The following is a 16,774-nucleotide window of genomic DNA, read 5'->3' on the forward strand; positions in this document are numbered from 1 at the left end:
TTTTGAAAGGGAATACAATTCAAATGTTGAAACATATTGAACATGTTTGAACTAAAATGAACAGGAGGCATAAAATGATTAACACTGACGGTTTTGGATACATGGTCAAATCAGAATTAATTGATTTGAATATTGATGCGGCTAATGAAGATGATGTTTTTAATTATGTTGCTGAACAATTAAAATCTAACGACTATGTTAATGATGGATATTTAGAAGCTATTAAAACAAGAGAAGAGAAATTTCCTACTGGATTATTAGCGCCTAAAATTACGTTAGCAGTTCCACATGTAGATGCAGAGTACATTAAAAAACCATTTGTATTTATTGGAAAGACTACTGAGCCTATTGATATAAAACAAATGGCAATAAATAAAGACATGCAAACCGATAACTTTTGTTTTTTGGGTATTAAGGATGGAAAAGGACAAGCAGGATTGTTAAAGAATATTATCTATGCTTTGAGGGATGATGAATTTATTGATTCTATATCAAATGCAAACGATAACATAAAAATTTTTAATACGTATGTAAAGTTCTTAAACAAAAATAATTAAGTATTTAATGGAGGTTTTATCATGAAAAAAGTATTAATTTGTTGCGGATCTGGAGTTGCAAGTAGTGAGACAACTGCATCATTATTTAATGATCAAATTGAAGATGCAAGTTTAGAAGATGAGTTATCCACGGAGGTCCATCCTGTTAATGAAGCTATCAGTATCATGGAAAGTGACGATAGTATTGTTGCTTATATTGGAGTTGAAACACCGGATGTTGTTGGGAAATGTGAAGAATTAAATATGCCTCATTTCAACATGAATCCATATTTAACATTTGATGACGATGCACAGGAAGAAATATTTAATAAGATTATTGAAAAAGCGGGATTAAATTAAATTATAAGAAGAGAGGGGAAACCTCATGAGTATGAACGATATAGTTCAGGCTATTTTGGCTCCAGGTGCTCAGGTATTTGTTCCGGTATTAATTATCCTTTTGGGATTGTTGTTTAAAATGAAGATCAGAAAAGCAATTAAATCTGGTGCAGATTTAGTTGTTGGGTTTGTTGGTATGTCAATTTTAATTGGTGCATTGGTTGATCAGATTACACCGATGACAAAAAAATTAGGTGCCGCAACGGGACTTCATTTAACAGCCATTGATGTTGGATGGACTGGGGCCGCAGCAATTTCATGGGCTTGGTCATTAGCATTTACATTCTTTGCTTTAACAATTGGTGTTAACTTAATTATGTTAATTCTAAATTGGACTAATACTATTAACGCCGATATGTGGAATGTTTGGGGAAAAGTTTTAACGGCCTATATTATTTACTATATGTCTGGATCTTATATTTGGGCATACGGTCTCACAGCTATCCAAGTAATTATTGAGTTGAAATTAGGTGATTTGTGGGAATCTCAAATAGCGGATATGTTCGGATATACTAATACGACAGTTACGCATATTGAGACATTTACAGCAGTTATTATGTTTCCTATTAATAGATTGATGGATTTTATTCCCATCTTTAATAAACGTATTGATGCTAAATCATTGAAGAAAAAAATTGGAATGTTATCGGAACCGTGGGCAATGGGTTTTATTATAGGTATTTTAATAGGATTGTTATCAAGGGCCTCAATTGCTTCAGTATTAAATTTTGCTACATATATGTTGGCTATTATGGCTATATTCCCAGTCGTTGCTAAATATTTCCAATCAGCTTTAACGCCGTTTGGCGCAGCTATGAGTAAATATATGAAGGCAAGGTTCAAGAATCGTGAGTTCTTTATTGGTCTGGATTGGCCGATTGTTGGTCAAAGTGCTGAACTTTGGGTAACAGCAACAATCAATATTATTTTCTTTATGTTTTGGGCAATTGTGTTGCCGGGTAATACGACTCTTCCATTCGCAGGAGTTATTAATTACTGCCTAGCCGTTGGAGGATTGTTGTTAACTGGTGGCAACTTATTGAGAATGATTGTTTTGAGCTTTATTTATACACCGTTATTCCTATATGGGGCTACATTCCTAGCTCCAATTCTTACTAAAATGGGAAAAATGACACAGGCAATTAAAATTCCAGCGGGTTCACAAGTGACATGGTCGTCAATTGAGGCTCCTGATTTAAGAATTATGTTTGCTTATATGCCACTAGGTAAATGGTGGTCATATGTAGGGTTTGTTGTACTAATGGTATTGTTTGTTTTCATGTATCGACATATCAAAAAAGCACCGCTTCCATCTGAAAGGTATCAAGAGTTAGGTAACAAAAAATCAAATAATTAGGTAATGAATTTTAGATATGGGATAAATTATAGGAAGTAATTATAAAATGACAAAATTGTTTTCAAATAGAAGTAATATGTTTTGGGACTTAATGATGTTTATTAATATAGTATTGTTCATTATATTCATTAAAACTAATTTTTTAATTATTCCATTTTATATAGGTGTTACATGTTATGCATTTAAAGAATTTGGATATAAAACAAGATTTGCAAAATTTTATAAAAATAGAGGTAAATAAAGTATGAGAAATGCAGGAAGAATGCCGTTTGAACATGAGCGTGCAGATATGGCCAGTATTGTTAAATTTATTATGGAGAGATTTGATACAAATGTTGCCGGAGGAAACTTTTCATTCAAAGTGGTTGATCGTGATGGTGATTATGGAGAGATTGGTAAAGAATATATTATAATGACTCCAACAATGATGTCAGAAGCATATTTAGGAACATTAACAGCTGCACAAATTCTAGTAGTTGAACCACATACAAGAAAAATTATTGATGGTGTCGGTAATTTGACACGTGAAATAAATATGCATGAGGCTGTTTATGATGCTAATCCCGATATTAAAGCTATTCTTCATGGGCATGCAAAGGAACAATTGTCATGGGCAACAATGGGAGTTCCAATTCCAAATTTGACTGAAGCAACACAGAAAGTTAAGGGTGTTGAGGTGCTACCTTTTAGACATAATTGTTCTGAAGAAATTGCGGAAATGGTAGGAGCACATGTGGCTAAATTGGGGGATGCTGCATTAATGCATGAATATTTATTAAATTCACATGGAACAATGATTACCGTTGGTGGAAAGAATATGTCAGGATTAACTGCAATACATAAAGCAGTGTCAGTTGTTGATACCATGGAATATAATGCACATATTGCTTATGAACAAACCATGCTGCAATTACAGGGTTCTTTAGATGGATATTATTCTAAGGGAATTAAGATAGGAACAGTTGAAGATGTTTTTAAGGATCACAAGGCAATTTATAATGATAAAAGTAATTTAGAATTAGAAGTAAAAAGTTAATATCCATTTACAGGTATGTTTAAAAATACTCATATTCAAGTACTTCAAAAAAGTATGGCAAAAAATGCTGTATTCTTTAAAAGATATTAAATAATAAGAGGTTTATTATGGATTATATTGAAGAACGTCAACAGATTGTAGATTATGGTAAAAAATTAGTTGATGAGCGTCTTACAACAGGAACAGGCGGAAATTTGAGTATATATTTACCAGAAGAAGATAAAATGTTAATAAGTCCCTCAGGCGTTCCGTATTATGAAACACAACTAGAAGATATTGTTGTTATGGATTTAAAAGGAAACATTCTTGAAGGTGATCTCAAGCCATCGAGTGAATGGGAAATGCATAGTATGTTTTACAGAAATGATTCAGATATCAAATCTGTTGTTCATGCACATTCAGATTATGCTACGGCATGCTCTACGTTGCATATAAGTATTCCTGCTTTGCATTATGCAGCAGCTGATGCATGCAAATCTATTAGAACTACTGAATATAGAATTTATGGTTCCCATGAGTTAGCTGAAGAGGCATTTGACGTTATGAGAAATGATCATGGCATTCTTCTGGCAAACCATGGACTGTTAGCAACTGGTACATCTATTAAACAAGCCATGTCAACAGCTGTAAATATTGAGTGGCTGTGTAAATTGTATATTTTGGCTAAATCGGTAGGACAGCCATGCCCTTTAACAGATAATCAATTAGAAAAAGTTGCTCATAAATTTGAAAATTATGGTCAAACCGGTAAATGTAGAGATGATATCCAAAATGATATAAAAATGCATATATAGAGTCAAAAACAGATAAGATTAATTAATAATCTTATCTGTTTTTTTATTTAAAATTAATTGTCAATTGTCCCAACTGATCAATACGACTGATTAATTGATCGCCAGGTTTTAGAAACTCTTGAGGATTCCTGCCGGCTCCAACACCACCGGGAGTACCAGTAAAGATTAAGTCTCCGGGGTATAGTTCGGCAATAGTTGATAGATAGCTAACTAGGTTTTTAGGATCGAAGATCAAGTTTTTGAGTTGACTATGTTGTTTTTCAACACCATTTAAAGTTGTAGAAATATTCAAAGAACCTAAGTCGTCTATTTCATCTGGGGTGGTTAACCAAGGTCCAATTGGCGAAAAATTTTTATAAGATTTTGCTAATGAAAATTGAGGCTCATCGTTAGCAAATTGAAGTTGACGATCAGATAGGTCTTGACCAATCATGTAACCGGCAATATGTTCTTGTGCATCTATTTTCTTAATATTTCTTCCATCTTTACCAATAACGACAACCAATTCGGTTTCCCAATCAGTCTTTGAACTGGGAATTGCGACAGTAGGGTTGGGTCCCGCTAGTGAGCTAACAAATTTGGTAAAAATATTGGGAGACTTTGGAGCCTTTGTTTTGAGTTCTTGTAGATGATCTCGATAGTTAAATCCAACTGCAAATATTTGTTTAGGATCAGTAATTGGAGCTTCAAGTAAATTAGTATCGGGTAAATTTCGTTTACTACTTAAAAATAGTTTTTCATTAAGATGTGGGAGTAGGGATTTAACATCGTTAAAACCGTTTATTAATTGCATTGATCCGTCTTTTATAATGACAGCACGGTGATTATACATAGCGAACTTCATAGGTTTGTCTTCTTTCAAAATAATTATAATTTTACTTTAATACTTTTTACTCTAATTGACATTTAAGTAAATTAAAATTACTATAATAATTTAAACATAAGGGGGAGAATATATGGATGACAGTTTGAGTATTGATTCGGCAATAAAAGATACTCTTCCAACAGTATTCGGTTATATTGGGATTGGTATTTCTTTCGGAATCGTGGCTGCTGCGGCAGGAATGAGTGTTTGGATGGCAACGGCGATGTCATTAATTGTTTATGCTGGATCAGCACAATTTATCTTAGTTAGTCTATTAGCGATTGGTACGCCGATGGTTTCCATTGCTTTATCAGTTTTTTTAGTTAATTCACGAATGATTTTAATGAGTATGACGACAGCCAATTTTTTTAAAAAGAATTCACTTTTTGAAAATATCTTAATTGGTAGTCTGATTACCGATGAAAGTTTTGCGTTGAGTATGAATAAGCTAAATTTTACTAAAAGAAAACTTTCTTTTAAATGGTTCAATACAGTTAACTTAATGGCTTATTTAGTTTGGGCCGCTTCAACTATGGTTGGAGCGATGTTGGGCAAGGTGATCAGTGATCCTAAAAAATTGGGATTGGATTTTGCTTTGGTTGCAATGTTTATTGGGTTACTTTATTTACAATTAATCAGTGATAAATCAATCAAATTAAAAATACAATTAATTGTTGTAGCAATAATGTTGCCATTAGTATATTTTGGACTTATTTTTATTTCTAGTGACCTGTTAATCTTAGTTGTTACACTGATAGGTTGTGCGTTAGGGGTGATTTTGAAACATGCCATCAACTAAATTTGTTTTTTGGACTTTGATTGCCTGTGGCTTAGTTACTTGGCTTTCAAGAATATTACCATTTGTTTTACTCAAAAAATTCAATCTTCCCGCTAAAGTAGTTGAGTTTTTAAGTTTTGTACCTATTACGATCATGGCTGCTTTATGGTTTGAAAATTTATTTAAACAAAATTTGGGTCATTTACCAATAATTGATTATGCCAATTTGATTGCTTCAATTCCTACTGTTTTAACTGCAATTTTAACTAAAAGATTATTATTAATAGTTATTGTGGGAATTATTTCATTGGCCTTGATAAGATTAGCAATTTAAAACTTTTTTGCAAACATAATAATTACTTCTATAATATAATCATAAATAGACAAATACTTTATGGAGGCATTTTATGAAAGCAATTGTGGTTAAAAAGGCCGGTGGGCCGGAAGTACTGAAATATAAGGAAGTTAAAACTCCCAAAGTAAAACCAGGTTGGTCTCTAGTTAAGGTAAAGGGATTTGGTATCAATCACTCCGAGATTTTTACTCGTCAAGGTGAATCTCCAAGTGTCAAATTTCCGCGAATTTTGGGAATTGAATGTGTTGGCGTAGTTGAGAAAAGTACCTCAGACAAGTTGCAAAAAGGTCAGAAGGTTATTTCAGTTATGGGGGAAATGGGCCGAGCCTTTGATGGTTCGTACGCAGAGTTTGTTTTACTACCAAATGAGCAGATTCACCCTATCGAAACAAAGCTTAATTGGACTGATTTAGCGGCAGTTCCTGAAACATTCTATACTGCTTTTGGTTCATTGAAGGGAATGCAAATAAAATCTGATGATAAGGTATTGATTCGGTCAGGAGCCAGCGGGGTCGGAGTTTCAGCACTTCGTTTGTTGAAAGCCAAGTATCCCAAAATTAAAGTTACAGCATCAGCTAGAAGCATGAAGAAAGAATCAGTACTTTTAGACGTTGGCTATGATAAAGTTATTAAGGATAAAAAAGGCAAGTTAAAGACCGATGAAAAATTTGACAAAGTACTTGAATTAGTTGGACCAGCTACTTTAAAAGATACATTCACTAAAGTTAATGAAGGCGGTATTGTTTGTTGTACCGGAGAATTGGGTGGACAATGGTATATGGATGGTTTTGAGCCGATTGGTGATATTCCTAATGGAGCCTATTTGACATCATTTTCTTCTGGCGAGGTAACTAGTGCCAAACTCAATGAAATGTTAGATTATATTAGTAAATATCAAGTTGAGGTTTCACCAACTAAAGTGTACAAATTAAATCAAGTTAAAGAGGCTCATGAATATTTAGAGAGTGGACATAACTTGGGTAAAGTTGTTGTTATAAATTAAAAAGATCGGTGAAGACAAAACTTCATCGATTTTTTGGATAGTTATTAAAGTGACTGCAAATAGGTCGTGAATGTCATATTATTAAGGTTATTAAGATACGAGGATATAATTATGGAAAAATTTGCACTTTTGATTGTTTTATTTGCGGCATTGGCAACGCCCTTAATCACAGCAAAATTTCATTTACAACGAATGCCTACAGCTATTTCTGAAATTATTATGGGGATAGTTATTGGAAAAACTGGTTTCAATATTGTGCAGCCAAATGTTAATGTTCAATATATTGCCGATTTAGGTGTTATCATGTTGATTTTCCTAGGTGGGATGGAGATTGACTTTTCGCTTTTGGAGCCTAAAAAAGAAGGTCAGGAATATTCTCCTCTAGGCACGGCGTTTGCTGGATTTATTTCGATATTTATAATGTCAATTATTCTGAGCGGAATATTATATTTCACAGGAATTTTTAGTGAATTTATTTTAGCAGTGATCCTATTTAGTACGATTGCATTAGGAGTTATTATTTCACTGTTAAAAGAAGTTAATTTGTTGAATACTAAATATGGACAAACCATCTTGTTAACGTCAGCGTTTGGTGAGTTTATTCCCTTAGTTGCTTTGACGGTTTACTCAGCTGTAAAACAGCAACATTATATTTCAGTTTTAGGATTACCAGTAATTTTTATTATTGCAATCATCTTATTACATCGTTTCAATCGAATTTACGTTTTCTTTGATAAGATTGATAAGTCTACTACACAATTGGATATCAGACTGGCTTTCTTTTTGATTTTTACCTTAGTTACATTCGCTGAACAAATTGGTGCTGAGAGTATCTTAGGGTCATTCTTAGCTGGGGCAGTAATGAAGCTACTAAAACCAAAGCCTGATACAGAAGAAAAGTTAAGTTCGATGGGCTATGGATTCTTCATTCCAGTCTTCTTTATTAATACCGGAGTCAATTTGAATTTGAGAACTTTGTTTAGCAATTGGCATGCTTTGTTATTGATTCCTGTATTTTTAATCGCGTTTATATTATCTAAAGTTATTGTTTATTTTGCTTTTAGAGGTCGTTTTGGTAAAAAGTTTGCTGGTGGAGCTGCAATTGTAACCGCTACAACGATTACTTTGGTTTTGCCAATTTTACAAGTTGGTCGTAATTTAAAGTTAATCACAACAACTCAATCAGGGGCTATTACTTTGGCTGCAATTATTACCTGTTTAATTTGTCCAATTTTATTTAATAAAGTTATTAAAAATTCTGAAGATATTGAATAGGGGGAATTCTTTTGACAAAAGATAGATTATTAGCTTTTAGTGATGGCGTTTTTGCTATTTTGATTACTATTTTAGTTTTGGAATTCACGGTTCCACAATTTCAATCGGGTCATTTATTGATAGCAATGGTTCATCAATGGCCAATATTAATTGCTTATATTGTTTCCTACTTTTATGTGGGGACACTATGGCTATTCCATCATGATTATTTTAATGCCTTAGAATCAATCGATCGTAATTTAAATTTGATTAATTTATTGATGCTATTTACAATCACTTTAATTAATTATCCAATGGCGTTGGTGGCAGATACTTTGAGTCGGGGAAACTTGAATGATATAAGAGTTGCCTTTATTACGTATGATTTTGTGGCATTAATAATTTCTTTCATGTTTTATGTACTATATTCTTACATTGGTAAACATCATGAATTGAAGTCTAAGGAGATGCAGGATGCTGCTTTTGCGAAGAACAAATATGACCCAATAATTAGTGTTTCCTTGTATATTTTGGCAATTATTAGTTCATTATTTTCAATTCCAATTGGTGCGATATTCTTATTGGCAGGGATTGGTTTTCATTTTGTGGCTTATTTGAGATTGAGCAATGTCTTAGGATAAAAATAAATTAATATTTTCGGAACAAATCTCAGCATTATTTACAACTGTAGGTTAAAATGATCCTGTTAATTAATTACACAATGAAGGATGGGATTTTTAATGAATAAGAAATATGAAGCAAGTACTGCTGAAAATCATGTTGATATTGTTAATATCGCAAGTCTAGAAGCTAGAGTTAAGGATCATATGAGTAACGAAAAGGGTGCTTTTGGTTATATCGCTGGTGGTTCTGAGGATGAATGGACTAAGAAACAAAATACTGAATCATTTAATCATAAGTCAATTATGCCTCGTGTAATTCAAGGTATTGATCATGCGGATCTAAGTACTAAATTATGGGATATTGATCTAAAAACACCAATTATTCAAGCACCATCTGCTGCTCAAGGTTTGGCACATGCCAAAGGTGAAACTGATACTGCCAAAGGGGTTGCCGCAGCTGGATCAATTTTTTCAATCAGTACTTACGCAAGTACTTCAGTTGAAGATGCTGCTGCTGCTGCTCCAGATGCTCCACAATTTTTCCAATTGTATATGAGTAAAGATGATAAGTTTAACGAATTTTTGATTAAAAAGGCAGTTGCTGCCGGAGCTAAGGCTATTATTTTGACTGTTGACTCAACACTTGGTGGATACCGTGAAGCTGATGTTGTTAACAAATTCCAATTCCCATTACCAATGCCTAATTTAGCAGGTTATTCAGCCGGTGATGGCGAAGGTAAGGGTATCTCTGAAATTTATGCTTCAGCTAAACAGGGAATTGTTCCTTCAGATATTCAAAAAATTAAAGATATGTCAGGACTTCCAGTCTTTGTTAAAGGTATTCAATCACCCGATGATGCCGAATTAGCAATTGATTTTGGAGCTGATGGTATCTGGGTTTCAAATCATGGTGGTCGTCAACTTGATGGTGGTCCCGCATCATTTGATGTATTACCATATATAGCCGAGGTTGTTGATAAGCGTGTACCAATTGTCTTCGATAGTGGTGTACGTCGTGGTGAACATGTCTTTAAGGCATTGGCTAGTGGAGCTGATTTGGTTGCTATTGGCCGTCCAATTATCTATGGTTTGAACCTTGGTGGTGCTCAAGGTGTTACTGATGTAATTGATCATTTGAATATGGAATTATCAATTACTATGCAATTGGCAGGTACTAAAACCATTAATGATGTAAAGAATACTGAATTATTAGATTAGAGATATATTCTTATCTAAACTTTTAAATAATCAAAAATAGTCTGTATTGTTTATCAATTGTGTTCAAGGAAGAACACGGTTGATGTCGATACAGACTATTTATTTTGAATATATTCAATTGAATACGTTTTCACGAATTAAAATACTTGTATTGAAGTTAACTTTAGGGTGTAAAGTAATTATCAAAGTAAGTTAGATATTAGGTGGTGAGGCAATATGGGGATATTTTCCAGATTGAGTTGGTTTTTTAAACATCAATGGAAACAGTATTTAATTGGTGTAATTGCATTAATTCTAGTTGCAATTTGTAACGTCATTCCACCAAGAATAGTTGGAAACATTGTTGATACTGTAAGTAAAAGAAATATGACAATTAATTATCTAGTTAAAAATATGTCGTTGTTATTTGTCATTGCTATTATTCAATATTTATTGAGATTTTTATGGCAAAAAATGATTTATGGAAGTTCATTTGTTTTGGAGCGTGATTTGAGGAGTAAACTTTTTCGTCATTTTATGAAGATGGATACTACTTTTTACCAAAAATGGCGAACTGGTGATTTAATGGCACATGCGACTAATGACATTGATGCAGTACGTGATGTTGCTGGACCAGGTATTTTGACGTTAGCTGACTCATTAATTACAGGATCTTCAATGATTTTAGCAATGGGGATGTTGATTGATTGGAAATTAACATTGATGGCGGTTCTACCATTAATTCTTTTAGCGGTTATGGCTAATGTACTTGGAAATAAGATCCATGTTGCTTTTAGAGATTCCCAGGCAGCTTTTTCCAGTATTAATAATAAAACTCAAGAGAGTGTTGTAGGAATCAAAGTTTTGAAGGCCTTGGGTCAAGAAAAAGAGGATGAAGCTGACTTTAATAATTATGTTCAAGAAAACATTAAAGCTAATAAGAAATCATATCGTTTGGATGCGATGTTTGATCCTTTAACGACAATTATTATGGGGATTTCATATATTATTATTATTATTTTTGGTGGATTGGCTGTAGTTCATAACAATATAACTATTGGACAATTAGTTTCATTTATTACTTATATGGCCGAATTAATGTGGCCTATGTATGCCGTTGGTAGTTTGTTTAATCTTTTGGAACGAGGATCAGCTAGTTACGATCGAATCAATGAATTGCTAGCCGAGAAATCTTCTTTAGTTGAAACTAAAAATGCTATAAAGAGTGTACCAAGTGGTACTTTAGATTTTAAAATTGATAAATTTAATTATCCAGATGATCCGACAACGGCTCTGAATAATTTGCATTTTAAATTAGATTCTGGACAAACGTTAGGAATCGTTGGCCCCACTGGTGGTGGAAAATCGACGATTATTAGTCTTTTGATGCGTGACTTTGATCACTATAGAGGATCAATTAACTTCGGAAATATTGATATTCGTAAATACGCTTTAGATAGTTATTTGAACACGATTGGCTATGTCCCTCAAACTAATTTTCTCTTCTCAACTAATATCAGAGATAATATTCGTTTTGCTAGAATTGATGCTTCAGAGGAAGAAGTCAGAAATGCGAGTCAAATTGCAGATTTGGATCATGATGTAAAACAAATGTCAGAAGGTTATGATACACAGGTTGGTGAAATGGGAGTTTCTTTATCAGGTGGACAAAAACAACGTCTATCAATTGCCAGAGCTATTTTAAGTGATCCTAAGTTATTGATTCTGGATGACTCTTTGTCTGCAGTTGATTCAAGAACGGAACGAAATATTGAAAAAAGAATTTCTGAGAATCGACAAAATGGAACAACAATCATTGCCGCTAGTCGATTAAGCTCGGTTGAGAATGCCGATGAAATAATTGTCGTTGATCATGGAACGATTGTTGAACAAGGAACGCATCAGGAGCTGTTAAAAAAACCAGGATGGTATGCTGAAACGTTCAATTTACAGGTTAAAAACTCTGAAATTGAAGGGAGGCTAAATCATGAAGGATGAGAACGAAGAGACTTTGAAAGAAATAAATTCACTTTCAAAGAGTAGTCGACGAGAGGTACTTAAACGCCTTTTTAAATTTGCTTATTTATTTAAACGTCAATTTATTATCGCAATAATCTTTGCTATTATTTTGAGCATTGTTAATGTTTTTCTTCCAAGGATGTTGCAATTTTATATGGATCACTATTTAAGTAAACAAAGTACCAGTATCAAAGTTATTTTAGGATTTGCAGCAGTATATGCAATAGGGACAATTATCAAAGCGATTGTTCAGTTTATTCAAGAATTTGTTTTTTCAATGGGAGCTGAACGAACGTTGGAAGAAATACGGAGTAAGTTGTTTCACAAGTTGCATACTTTGGGATTGAATTATTTTGATACAACTCCAGCAGGTTCAATTGTTTCTCGGGTTACTAATGATACAAAAACACTCTATAATTTTTGGACGTTATTTTTAACAATTGTTATTTCTGCGTTTGCAATGATATCAGCCTTTATTGCAATGCTCTCGGTCAATGTTAAATTAGCGATTGCTACTGGATTATTTGTTTTTGTTTTTTATGGGGTCATCTGGTTGTATCAACATCTCAGTTTTAATATTTATCAGCACTTACGTGAATATTTAAGCCAAATAAACACCAAATTAAATGAATCTCTGATGGGTATTAATATTATTCAGCAGTTTGGTCAACAAAGGCGCATGACTTCTGAGTTTGAAGATAAAAATGGTGCTTATTTTCAAATGCGCAATAAGATGATTAATGTTAATGCCTTCCTACTTTATCCGACTGTCAGTTTAATGTTTATTTTAGCTGAGGTTATTTCGTTGAGTGGATTTGGTTGGCAAAGTATGAACTTGGTTGTACAGGCAGGTGTAATTTATGCCTTCCTGTCTTATCAACAGAATTTTTTTAATCCCTTATCTGATGTTATGAATTATATGTCATTCTTTCAAGATGGATTAGTAGCAGGATATCGGATTATGAAGCTTTTTGATAACCAAGGCTATTCACCTAAGCAAGATGAAACAAGTTTGGAAGAAATTCGTAGAGGTAAAATAGAATTTCGTCATGTAACTTTTGGTTATGATTCGAAGAAACCGGTTTTGAAAGATATTTCTTTTACCGTACAACCAGGACAAACAGTGGCTTTTGTTGGACACACGGGTAGTGGTAAAAGTTCGATTATTAATTTATTAATGCGCTTTTATGAATTTAATGAAGGCGAGATTCTAATTGATGATCGAGATATACGGGATTATTCAACCAGGGAACTGCATCAAAAACTTGGGTTAGTAATTCAGGAACCATATTTATTCTATGGGGATATTGCCAAAAATATTAGAATGTTTGACGATCAAATAAGCGATAAACAAGTTGAGCAAGCAGGTAAATTTGTTGATGCAGATGAATTTATTCAGAAATTGCCTGGCAAGTATCATGCCAAGGTAACCGAAAGGGGAGCAAGCTTTTCGACTGGTCAGAGACAATTAATTTCTTTTGCTAGGACAATAGTTCGTAATCCTAAGATATTGGTCTTAGACGAAGCTACAGCTAATATTGATCCCCAAACTGAACAGAGTATTACTAAAGGAATGTCGAAAATGCGAGATGATCGTACAACGATTGCTATTGCCCATCGCCTGTCAACGATTCAAGATGCAGATCAGATTTTAGTTTTGAATCATGGAAAGATCATTGAGCGCGGTAAGCATGATGAGTTACTAAAGGCCGGTGGTCATTATGCTGAATTATATGAATTACAATCGGCCAACGAAAAAAATTTATAATTAAGAGGAATTAAATGAAAAAACAAATTAAAGAAAATTATTTTGATGGTGAACGTCCATTGTTTAAAGCACATGATGTTGAAATTATTGATACAACCTTTGGAAATGGTGAATCGCCACTTAAAGAAACTCATGATTTAATTTTGGATGATGTTACATTTAAATGGAAATATCCTTTATGGTATAGCAAGCATGTAAAAGTTGATAACAGTATTTTTGAAACCATGTCACGTTCAGGTATTTGGTATACCGAGGATATAGAAATAAATAATTCAGCTCTACAAGCACCAAAGTTGTTCCGTCGGGCCTCAGATATTGTATTGAATAACGTTCATTTCGCCGATGCCGAAGAGACTATGTGGACTTGTGACAATATTAAAATGAATAATGTTCAAGTTAATGGTAATTATTTTGGTAAGGATAGTAATAACATTTATGCTGAAAATCTTGATGTAATTGGAAATTATGTTTTCGATGGAGCTAGGAATGTTGAAATTCATAATTCTAATTTTGTTTCAAAAGATGCCTTTTGGAATTGTGAAAATGTAACAATTTATGATTCAAAAATTAGCGGTGAGTATTTAGCTTGGAATACTAAGAATATTACTCTGGTTAATTGTACAATTGAAAGTGAACAGGGACTTTGTTATATCGATGGGTTGAAGATGATTAACTGTAAAGTCTTGAGAACGGATTTAGCATTTGAATATTGTGAAAATATTGATGCAGAAATTATTACTAGTATTTTGAGTATTAAGAATCCAATCAATGGTAGTATTACTGTTAAATCAGCAGGTCAAGTTATTTTTGATGATCCAGAAATCAATCCTGCTAAAACACAAATTCATGAAACTAGTAAAATTACTCAAAGAGATGCCTAATGACATATGACTTTGAAACCTTGAATAAAAAGCGATCTGGGAATTCTGCCAAATGGGATGTGCAAGAAAATGAGTTGCCCATGACTATAGCTGATATGGATTTCAAGGTAGCTCCAGAGATTATTCAAGCTTTGCATGAAAAAATAGACATGGGTCTATTTGGCTATGAGGAAATTCCTAAGGAATATTTTGAATCGGTTGCTAATTGGTATGAAACTGAACATGATGTTCGTCCAAATGAAGAATGGATGATATTTTCAACTGGTGTAGTACCGGCTCTTTCGTCGGCTGTGCGCAGATTGACATCATTAGGAGATAATGTTTTGGTTCAAGCACCGGTTTATAATGTTTTTTATAATTCAATTATCAATAGTGGTCGACATGTTGTTTCTAATGATTTGGATTATGATACTAAATTACGCGAGTATACAATTGATTTCCGTGATTTAGAGCAAAAACTAAGTGATCCATTGACTAACATGATGATTCTGTGCAATCCACATAATCCAGTTGGTAAAATTTGGAATCAAGATGAATTAATTAAGATAGTTACTTTGTGTAACAAGTATGACGTTAAATTATTTAGCGATGAAATACATGGTGATATAACTTTTGGTACTCCTTATTATCCTGTTTTTGGCTTGAATAAAAAATATTTGGATAACGTAGTTGTAGCAGTGTCACCAAGCAAAACTTTTAATGTTGCTGCTATACATGCTGCTACGATGATAGTTCCTAATGCTAATCTGAGAGCTCAGATCAATAGAGGATTGAATAGTGAAGAACTAGCAGAACCAAATATTGTTGCTGTACCAGGTACGATTGCTGCCTATAATAATGGGCATAATTGGTTGAAAGCATTGAAGAAACAATTGTTGGGTAATCGTAGATTGATTTTAGATTTTATTGGAAAAAATATTCCTGATATCAAATGGGTACCAGGAGAGGCAACCTATCTTTTGTGGTTTGATGTTGGAAATATTATTGATAATGCAGATGAGTTAACCAAATTTATTCGTCAAGATACTGGTTTGATTGTTAACGCTGGTTCAGTTTATGGCGGTGACGGGCAGCATTTTATTAGAATGAATATTGCCAGTCCAGAGAAAATGATTTTAGATGGATTAAATCGTCTAAAAAAAGGTATTGATGACTATAAGAGTGGTTTGAATAAATAAGTCAAATTAGACTAACCTATCTTTGTTAAAGGCTATAATATATGTAGCAAAGTAGGTGAAATAATGGAAACTTCAGAATCAGTTATCACGAAAACTAGACCTAAAGCTCAATTACAAAATACAGGTCATAAAAAACATGTTGGAATTTTAAGTGGCTCATTTAATCCAATTCATTTTGGTCATTTAATGATTGCTGAACAAGTTTATGAACAGTTGGATTTGGATAAGATTCTTTTTATCCCAGATAAGGTACCACCTCATCGAGGAATTAGTAAGTATATTCCTAAGGTAAGTGTTGATGATCGTATTAATATGGTCAAATATGGAATCAGAGATAATCCTCATTTTCAATTGGATATGACTGATATTGATTTGGGTGGAATAAGTTATACCTATGAAACCATTAAACATTTAAAAGAACGTAATCCTAATACTGAATATTATCTGATTGTAGGGTATGATATGGTAGAAAATTTACCTAAGTGGTCACATATTGATGAATTGGTTAAGGATGTTCATTTTGTTGGTGTCTGTCGAAAGGGGTTTGAAAAGAAATCTCAATATCCAATCATGTGGGTCAATACTCCTGTTATTGAAATAAGTTCAACCGTTATTCGACAGAGAGTTCGAGAGGGAAAATCTTTGAAATATTTTGTCCCTGATGATGTGGCTTGGTATATTAAAGATCGTGGTATTTATAAGAAATGAAAATTTGAAGTATTATAAAAAAC

The 16,774-nt window shown here is 33.3% G+C and carries 17 protein-coding genes; 16 read left to right on the top strand and 1 reads right to left on the bottom strand.

Features of this window, described 5'->3' with window-relative positions; translation table 11 throughout:
* Positions 1-74 precede the first annotated feature (74 nt).
* The 5 genes from CBP76_RS12305 (at position 75) to CBP76_RS12330 (ending at position 4,122) form a co-directional block, all read left to right on the top strand.
* On the top strand, positions 75-557 hold the full coding sequence (locus tag CBP76_RS12305; RefSeq protein ID WP_166667275.1) for a PTS sugar transporter subunit IIA: 483 nt from the start codon (positions 75-77) through the stop codon (positions 555-557).
* A gap of 21 nt (positions 558-578) precedes the next feature.
* A complete protein-coding gene (locus CBP76_RS12310; protein WP_102197155.1) occupies positions 579-896 on the top strand; it encodes a PTS sugar transporter subunit IIB in 318 nt (105 codons plus the stop codon).
* Positions 897-921: 25 nt separating this feature from the next.
* Entirely contained in the window at positions 922-2,292 is a 1,371-nt protein-coding gene (locus tag CBP76_RS12315; RefSeq protein ID WP_102197156.1) for a PTS transporter subunit IIC, read from the top strand.
* A 244-nt stretch (positions 2,293-2,536) separates the two neighbouring features.
* Positions 2,537-3,328: a class II aldolase/adducin family protein gene (locus tag CBP76_RS12325; protein WP_102197158.1), complete on the top strand. Its 792-nt coding sequence runs from the start codon at positions 2,537-2,539 to the stop codon at positions 3,326-3,328.
* Positions 3,329-3,435: 107 nt separating this feature from the next.
* The gene (locus CBP76_RS12330; RefSeq protein WP_102197159.1) at positions 3,436-4,122 is read left to right on the top strand and encodes a class II aldolase/adducin family protein; all 687 of its coding nucleotides are present in this window, start codon (positions 3,436-3,438) and stop codon (positions 4,120-4,122) included.
* Between the two features lie 43 nt (positions 4,123-4,165).
* On the opposite strand, the gene CBP76_RS12335 is transcribed toward CBP76_RS12330, so the two are convergent.
* Positions 4,166-4,966 carry a fumarylacetoacetate hydrolase family protein gene (locus CBP76_RS12335; RefSeq protein ID WP_102197160.1) on the bottom strand — a complete coding sequence of 267 codons (801 nt, stop codon included), beginning with the start codon at positions 4,964-4,966 and terminating at the stop codon, positions 4,166-4,168.
* 112 nt (positions 4,967-5,078) lie between these two features.
* Between CBP76_RS12335 and CBP76_RS12340 the strand changes: the two genes are divergently transcribed.
* The 11 genes from CBP76_RS12340 (at position 5,079) to CBP76_RS12390 (ending at position 16,751) form a co-directional block, all read left to right on the top strand.
* Positions 5,079-5,786, top strand: coding sequence for an AzlC family ABC transporter permease (locus CBP76_RS12340; protein ID WP_102197161.1), 708 nt, complete (start codon positions 5,079-5,081; stop codon positions 5,784-5,786).
* The gene (locus CBP76_RS12345) at positions 5,773-6,099 is read left to right on the top strand and encodes an AzlD domain-containing protein (protein ID WP_102197162.1); all 327 of its coding nucleotides are present in this window, start codon (positions 5,773-5,775) and stop codon (positions 6,097-6,099) included. The genes CBP76_RS12340 and CBP76_RS12345 overlap by 14 nt, the downstream gene beginning before the upstream one ends.
* 73 nt (positions 6,100-6,172) lie before the next feature.
* Positions 6,173-7,123: a zinc-binding dehydrogenase gene (locus CBP76_RS12350; RefSeq protein WP_102197163.1), complete on the top strand. Its 951-nt coding sequence runs from the start codon at positions 6,173-6,175 to the stop codon at positions 7,121-7,123.
* A gap of 111 nt (positions 7,124-7,234) precedes the next feature.
* The gene (locus CBP76_RS12355; RefSeq protein ID WP_102197164.1) at positions 7,235-8,398 is read left to right on the top strand and encodes a cation:proton antiporter; all 1,164 of its coding nucleotides are present in this window, start codon (positions 7,235-7,237) and stop codon (positions 8,396-8,398) included.
* Positions 8,399-8,409: 11 nt separating this feature from the next.
* Positions 8,410-9,018, top strand: a complete 609-nt coding sequence (locus CBP76_RS12360) for a TMEM175 family protein (RefSeq protein ID WP_102197165.1) — start codon at positions 8,410-8,412, stop codon at positions 9,016-9,018.
* Between the two features lie 99 nt (positions 9,019-9,117).
* Positions 9,118-10,218, top strand: a complete 1,101-nt coding sequence (locus CBP76_RS12365) for a lactate oxidase (protein WP_102197166.1) — start codon at positions 9,118-9,120, stop codon at positions 10,216-10,218.
* Between the two features lie 216 nt (positions 10,219-10,434).
* Positions 10,435-12,195 (top strand): ABC transporter ATP-binding protein, encoded by a 1,761-nt coding sequence (locus CBP76_RS12370; protein ID WP_102197167.1) that lies wholly within the window; start codon positions 10,435-10,437, stop codon positions 12,193-12,195.
* A complete protein-coding gene (locus CBP76_RS12375) occupies positions 12,185-13,984 on the top strand; it encodes an ABC transporter ATP-binding protein (RefSeq protein ID WP_102197168.1) in 1,800 nt (599 codons plus the stop codon). Before CBP76_RS12370 ends, CBP76_RS12375 begins: the two co-directional genes overlap by 11 nt.
* A gap of 14 nt (positions 13,985-13,998) precedes the next feature.
* Positions 13,999-14,865, top strand: a complete 867-nt coding sequence (locus tag CBP76_RS12380) for a DUF3737 family protein (protein WP_102197169.1) — start codon at positions 13,999-14,001, stop codon at positions 14,863-14,865.
* Positions 14,865-16,043: a MalY/PatB family protein gene (locus CBP76_RS12385; RefSeq protein WP_102197170.1), complete on the top strand. Its 1,179-nt coding sequence runs from the start codon at positions 14,865-14,867 to the stop codon at positions 16,041-16,043. The genes CBP76_RS12380 and CBP76_RS12385 overlap by 1 nt, the downstream gene beginning before the upstream one ends.
* Positions 16,044-16,106: 63 nt before the next feature.
* Positions 16,107-16,751, top strand: a complete 645-nt coding sequence (locus CBP76_RS12390; RefSeq protein WP_102197171.1) for a nicotinate-nucleotide adenylyltransferase — start codon at positions 16,107-16,109, stop codon at positions 16,749-16,751.
* The last annotated feature ends 23 nt before the right edge of the window (positions 16,752-16,774 follow it).

Origin of the sequence: Companilactobacillus nuruki (genome assembly GCF_002872255.1) — a bacterium.
GTDB classification, from domain to species: Bacteria; Bacillota; Bacilli; order Lactobacillales; family Lactobacillaceae; genus Companilactobacillus; species Companilactobacillus nuruki.

Excerpts from the sequence above, each read along its gene's own strand:
- CBP76_RS12305 (WP_166667275.1), top strand. The coding sequence starts at position 75 with ATGATTAACACTGACGGTTTTGGATACATGGTCAAATCAGAATTAATT.
- CBP76_RS12310 (WP_102197155.1), top strand. The coding sequence starts at position 579 with ATGAAAAAAGTATTAATTTGTTGCGGATCTGGAGTTGCAAGTAGTGAG.
- CBP76_RS12315 (WP_102197156.1), top strand. The coding sequence starts at position 922 with ATGAGTATGAACGATATAGTTCAGGCTATTTTGGCTCCAGGTGCTCAG.
- CBP76_RS12325 (WP_102197158.1), top strand. The coding sequence starts at position 2,537 with ATGAGAAATGCAGGAAGAATGCCGTTTGAACATGAGCGTGCAGATATG.
- CBP76_RS12330 (WP_102197159.1), top strand. The coding sequence starts at position 3,436 with ATGGATTATATTGAAGAACGTCAACAGATTGTAGATTATGGTAAAAAA.
- CBP76_RS12335 (WP_102197160.1), bottom strand. The coding sequence starts at position 4,966 with ATGAAGTTCGCTATGTATAATCACCGTGCTGTCATTATAAAAGACGGA.
- CBP76_RS12340 (WP_102197161.1), top strand. The coding sequence starts at position 5,079 with ATGGATGACAGTTTGAGTATTGATTCGGCAATAAAAGATACTCTTCCA.
- CBP76_RS12345 (WP_102197162.1), top strand. The coding sequence starts at position 5,773 with ATGCCATCAACTAAATTTGTTTTTTGGACTTTGATTGCCTGTGGCTTA.
- CBP76_RS12350 (WP_102197163.1), top strand. The coding sequence starts at position 6,173 with ATGAAAGCAATTGTGGTTAAAAAGGCCGGTGGGCCGGAAGTACTGAAA.
- CBP76_RS12355 (WP_102197164.1), top strand. The coding sequence starts at position 7,235 with ATGGAAAAATTTGCACTTTTGATTGTTTTATTTGCGGCATTGGCAACG.
- CBP76_RS12365 (WP_102197166.1), top strand. The coding sequence starts at position 9,118 with ATGAATAAGAAATATGAAGCAAGTACTGCTGAAAATCATGTTGATATT.
- CBP76_RS12370 (WP_102197167.1), top strand. The coding sequence starts at position 10,435 with ATGGGGATATTTTCCAGATTGAGTTGGTTTTTTAAACATCAATGGAAA.
- CBP76_RS12375 (WP_102197168.1), top strand. The coding sequence starts at position 12,185 with ATGAAGGATGAGAACGAAGAGACTTTGAAAGAAATAAATTCACTTTCA.
- CBP76_RS12380 (WP_102197169.1), top strand. The coding sequence starts at position 13,999 with ATGAAAAAACAAATTAAAGAAAATTATTTTGATGGTGAACGTCCATTG.
- CBP76_RS12385 (WP_102197170.1), top strand. The coding sequence starts at position 14,865 with ATGACATATGACTTTGAAACCTTGAATAAAAAGCGATCTGGGAATTCT.
- CBP76_RS12390 (WP_102197171.1), top strand. The coding sequence starts at position 16,107 with ATGGAAACTTCAGAATCAGTTATCACGAAAACTAGACCTAAAGCTCAA.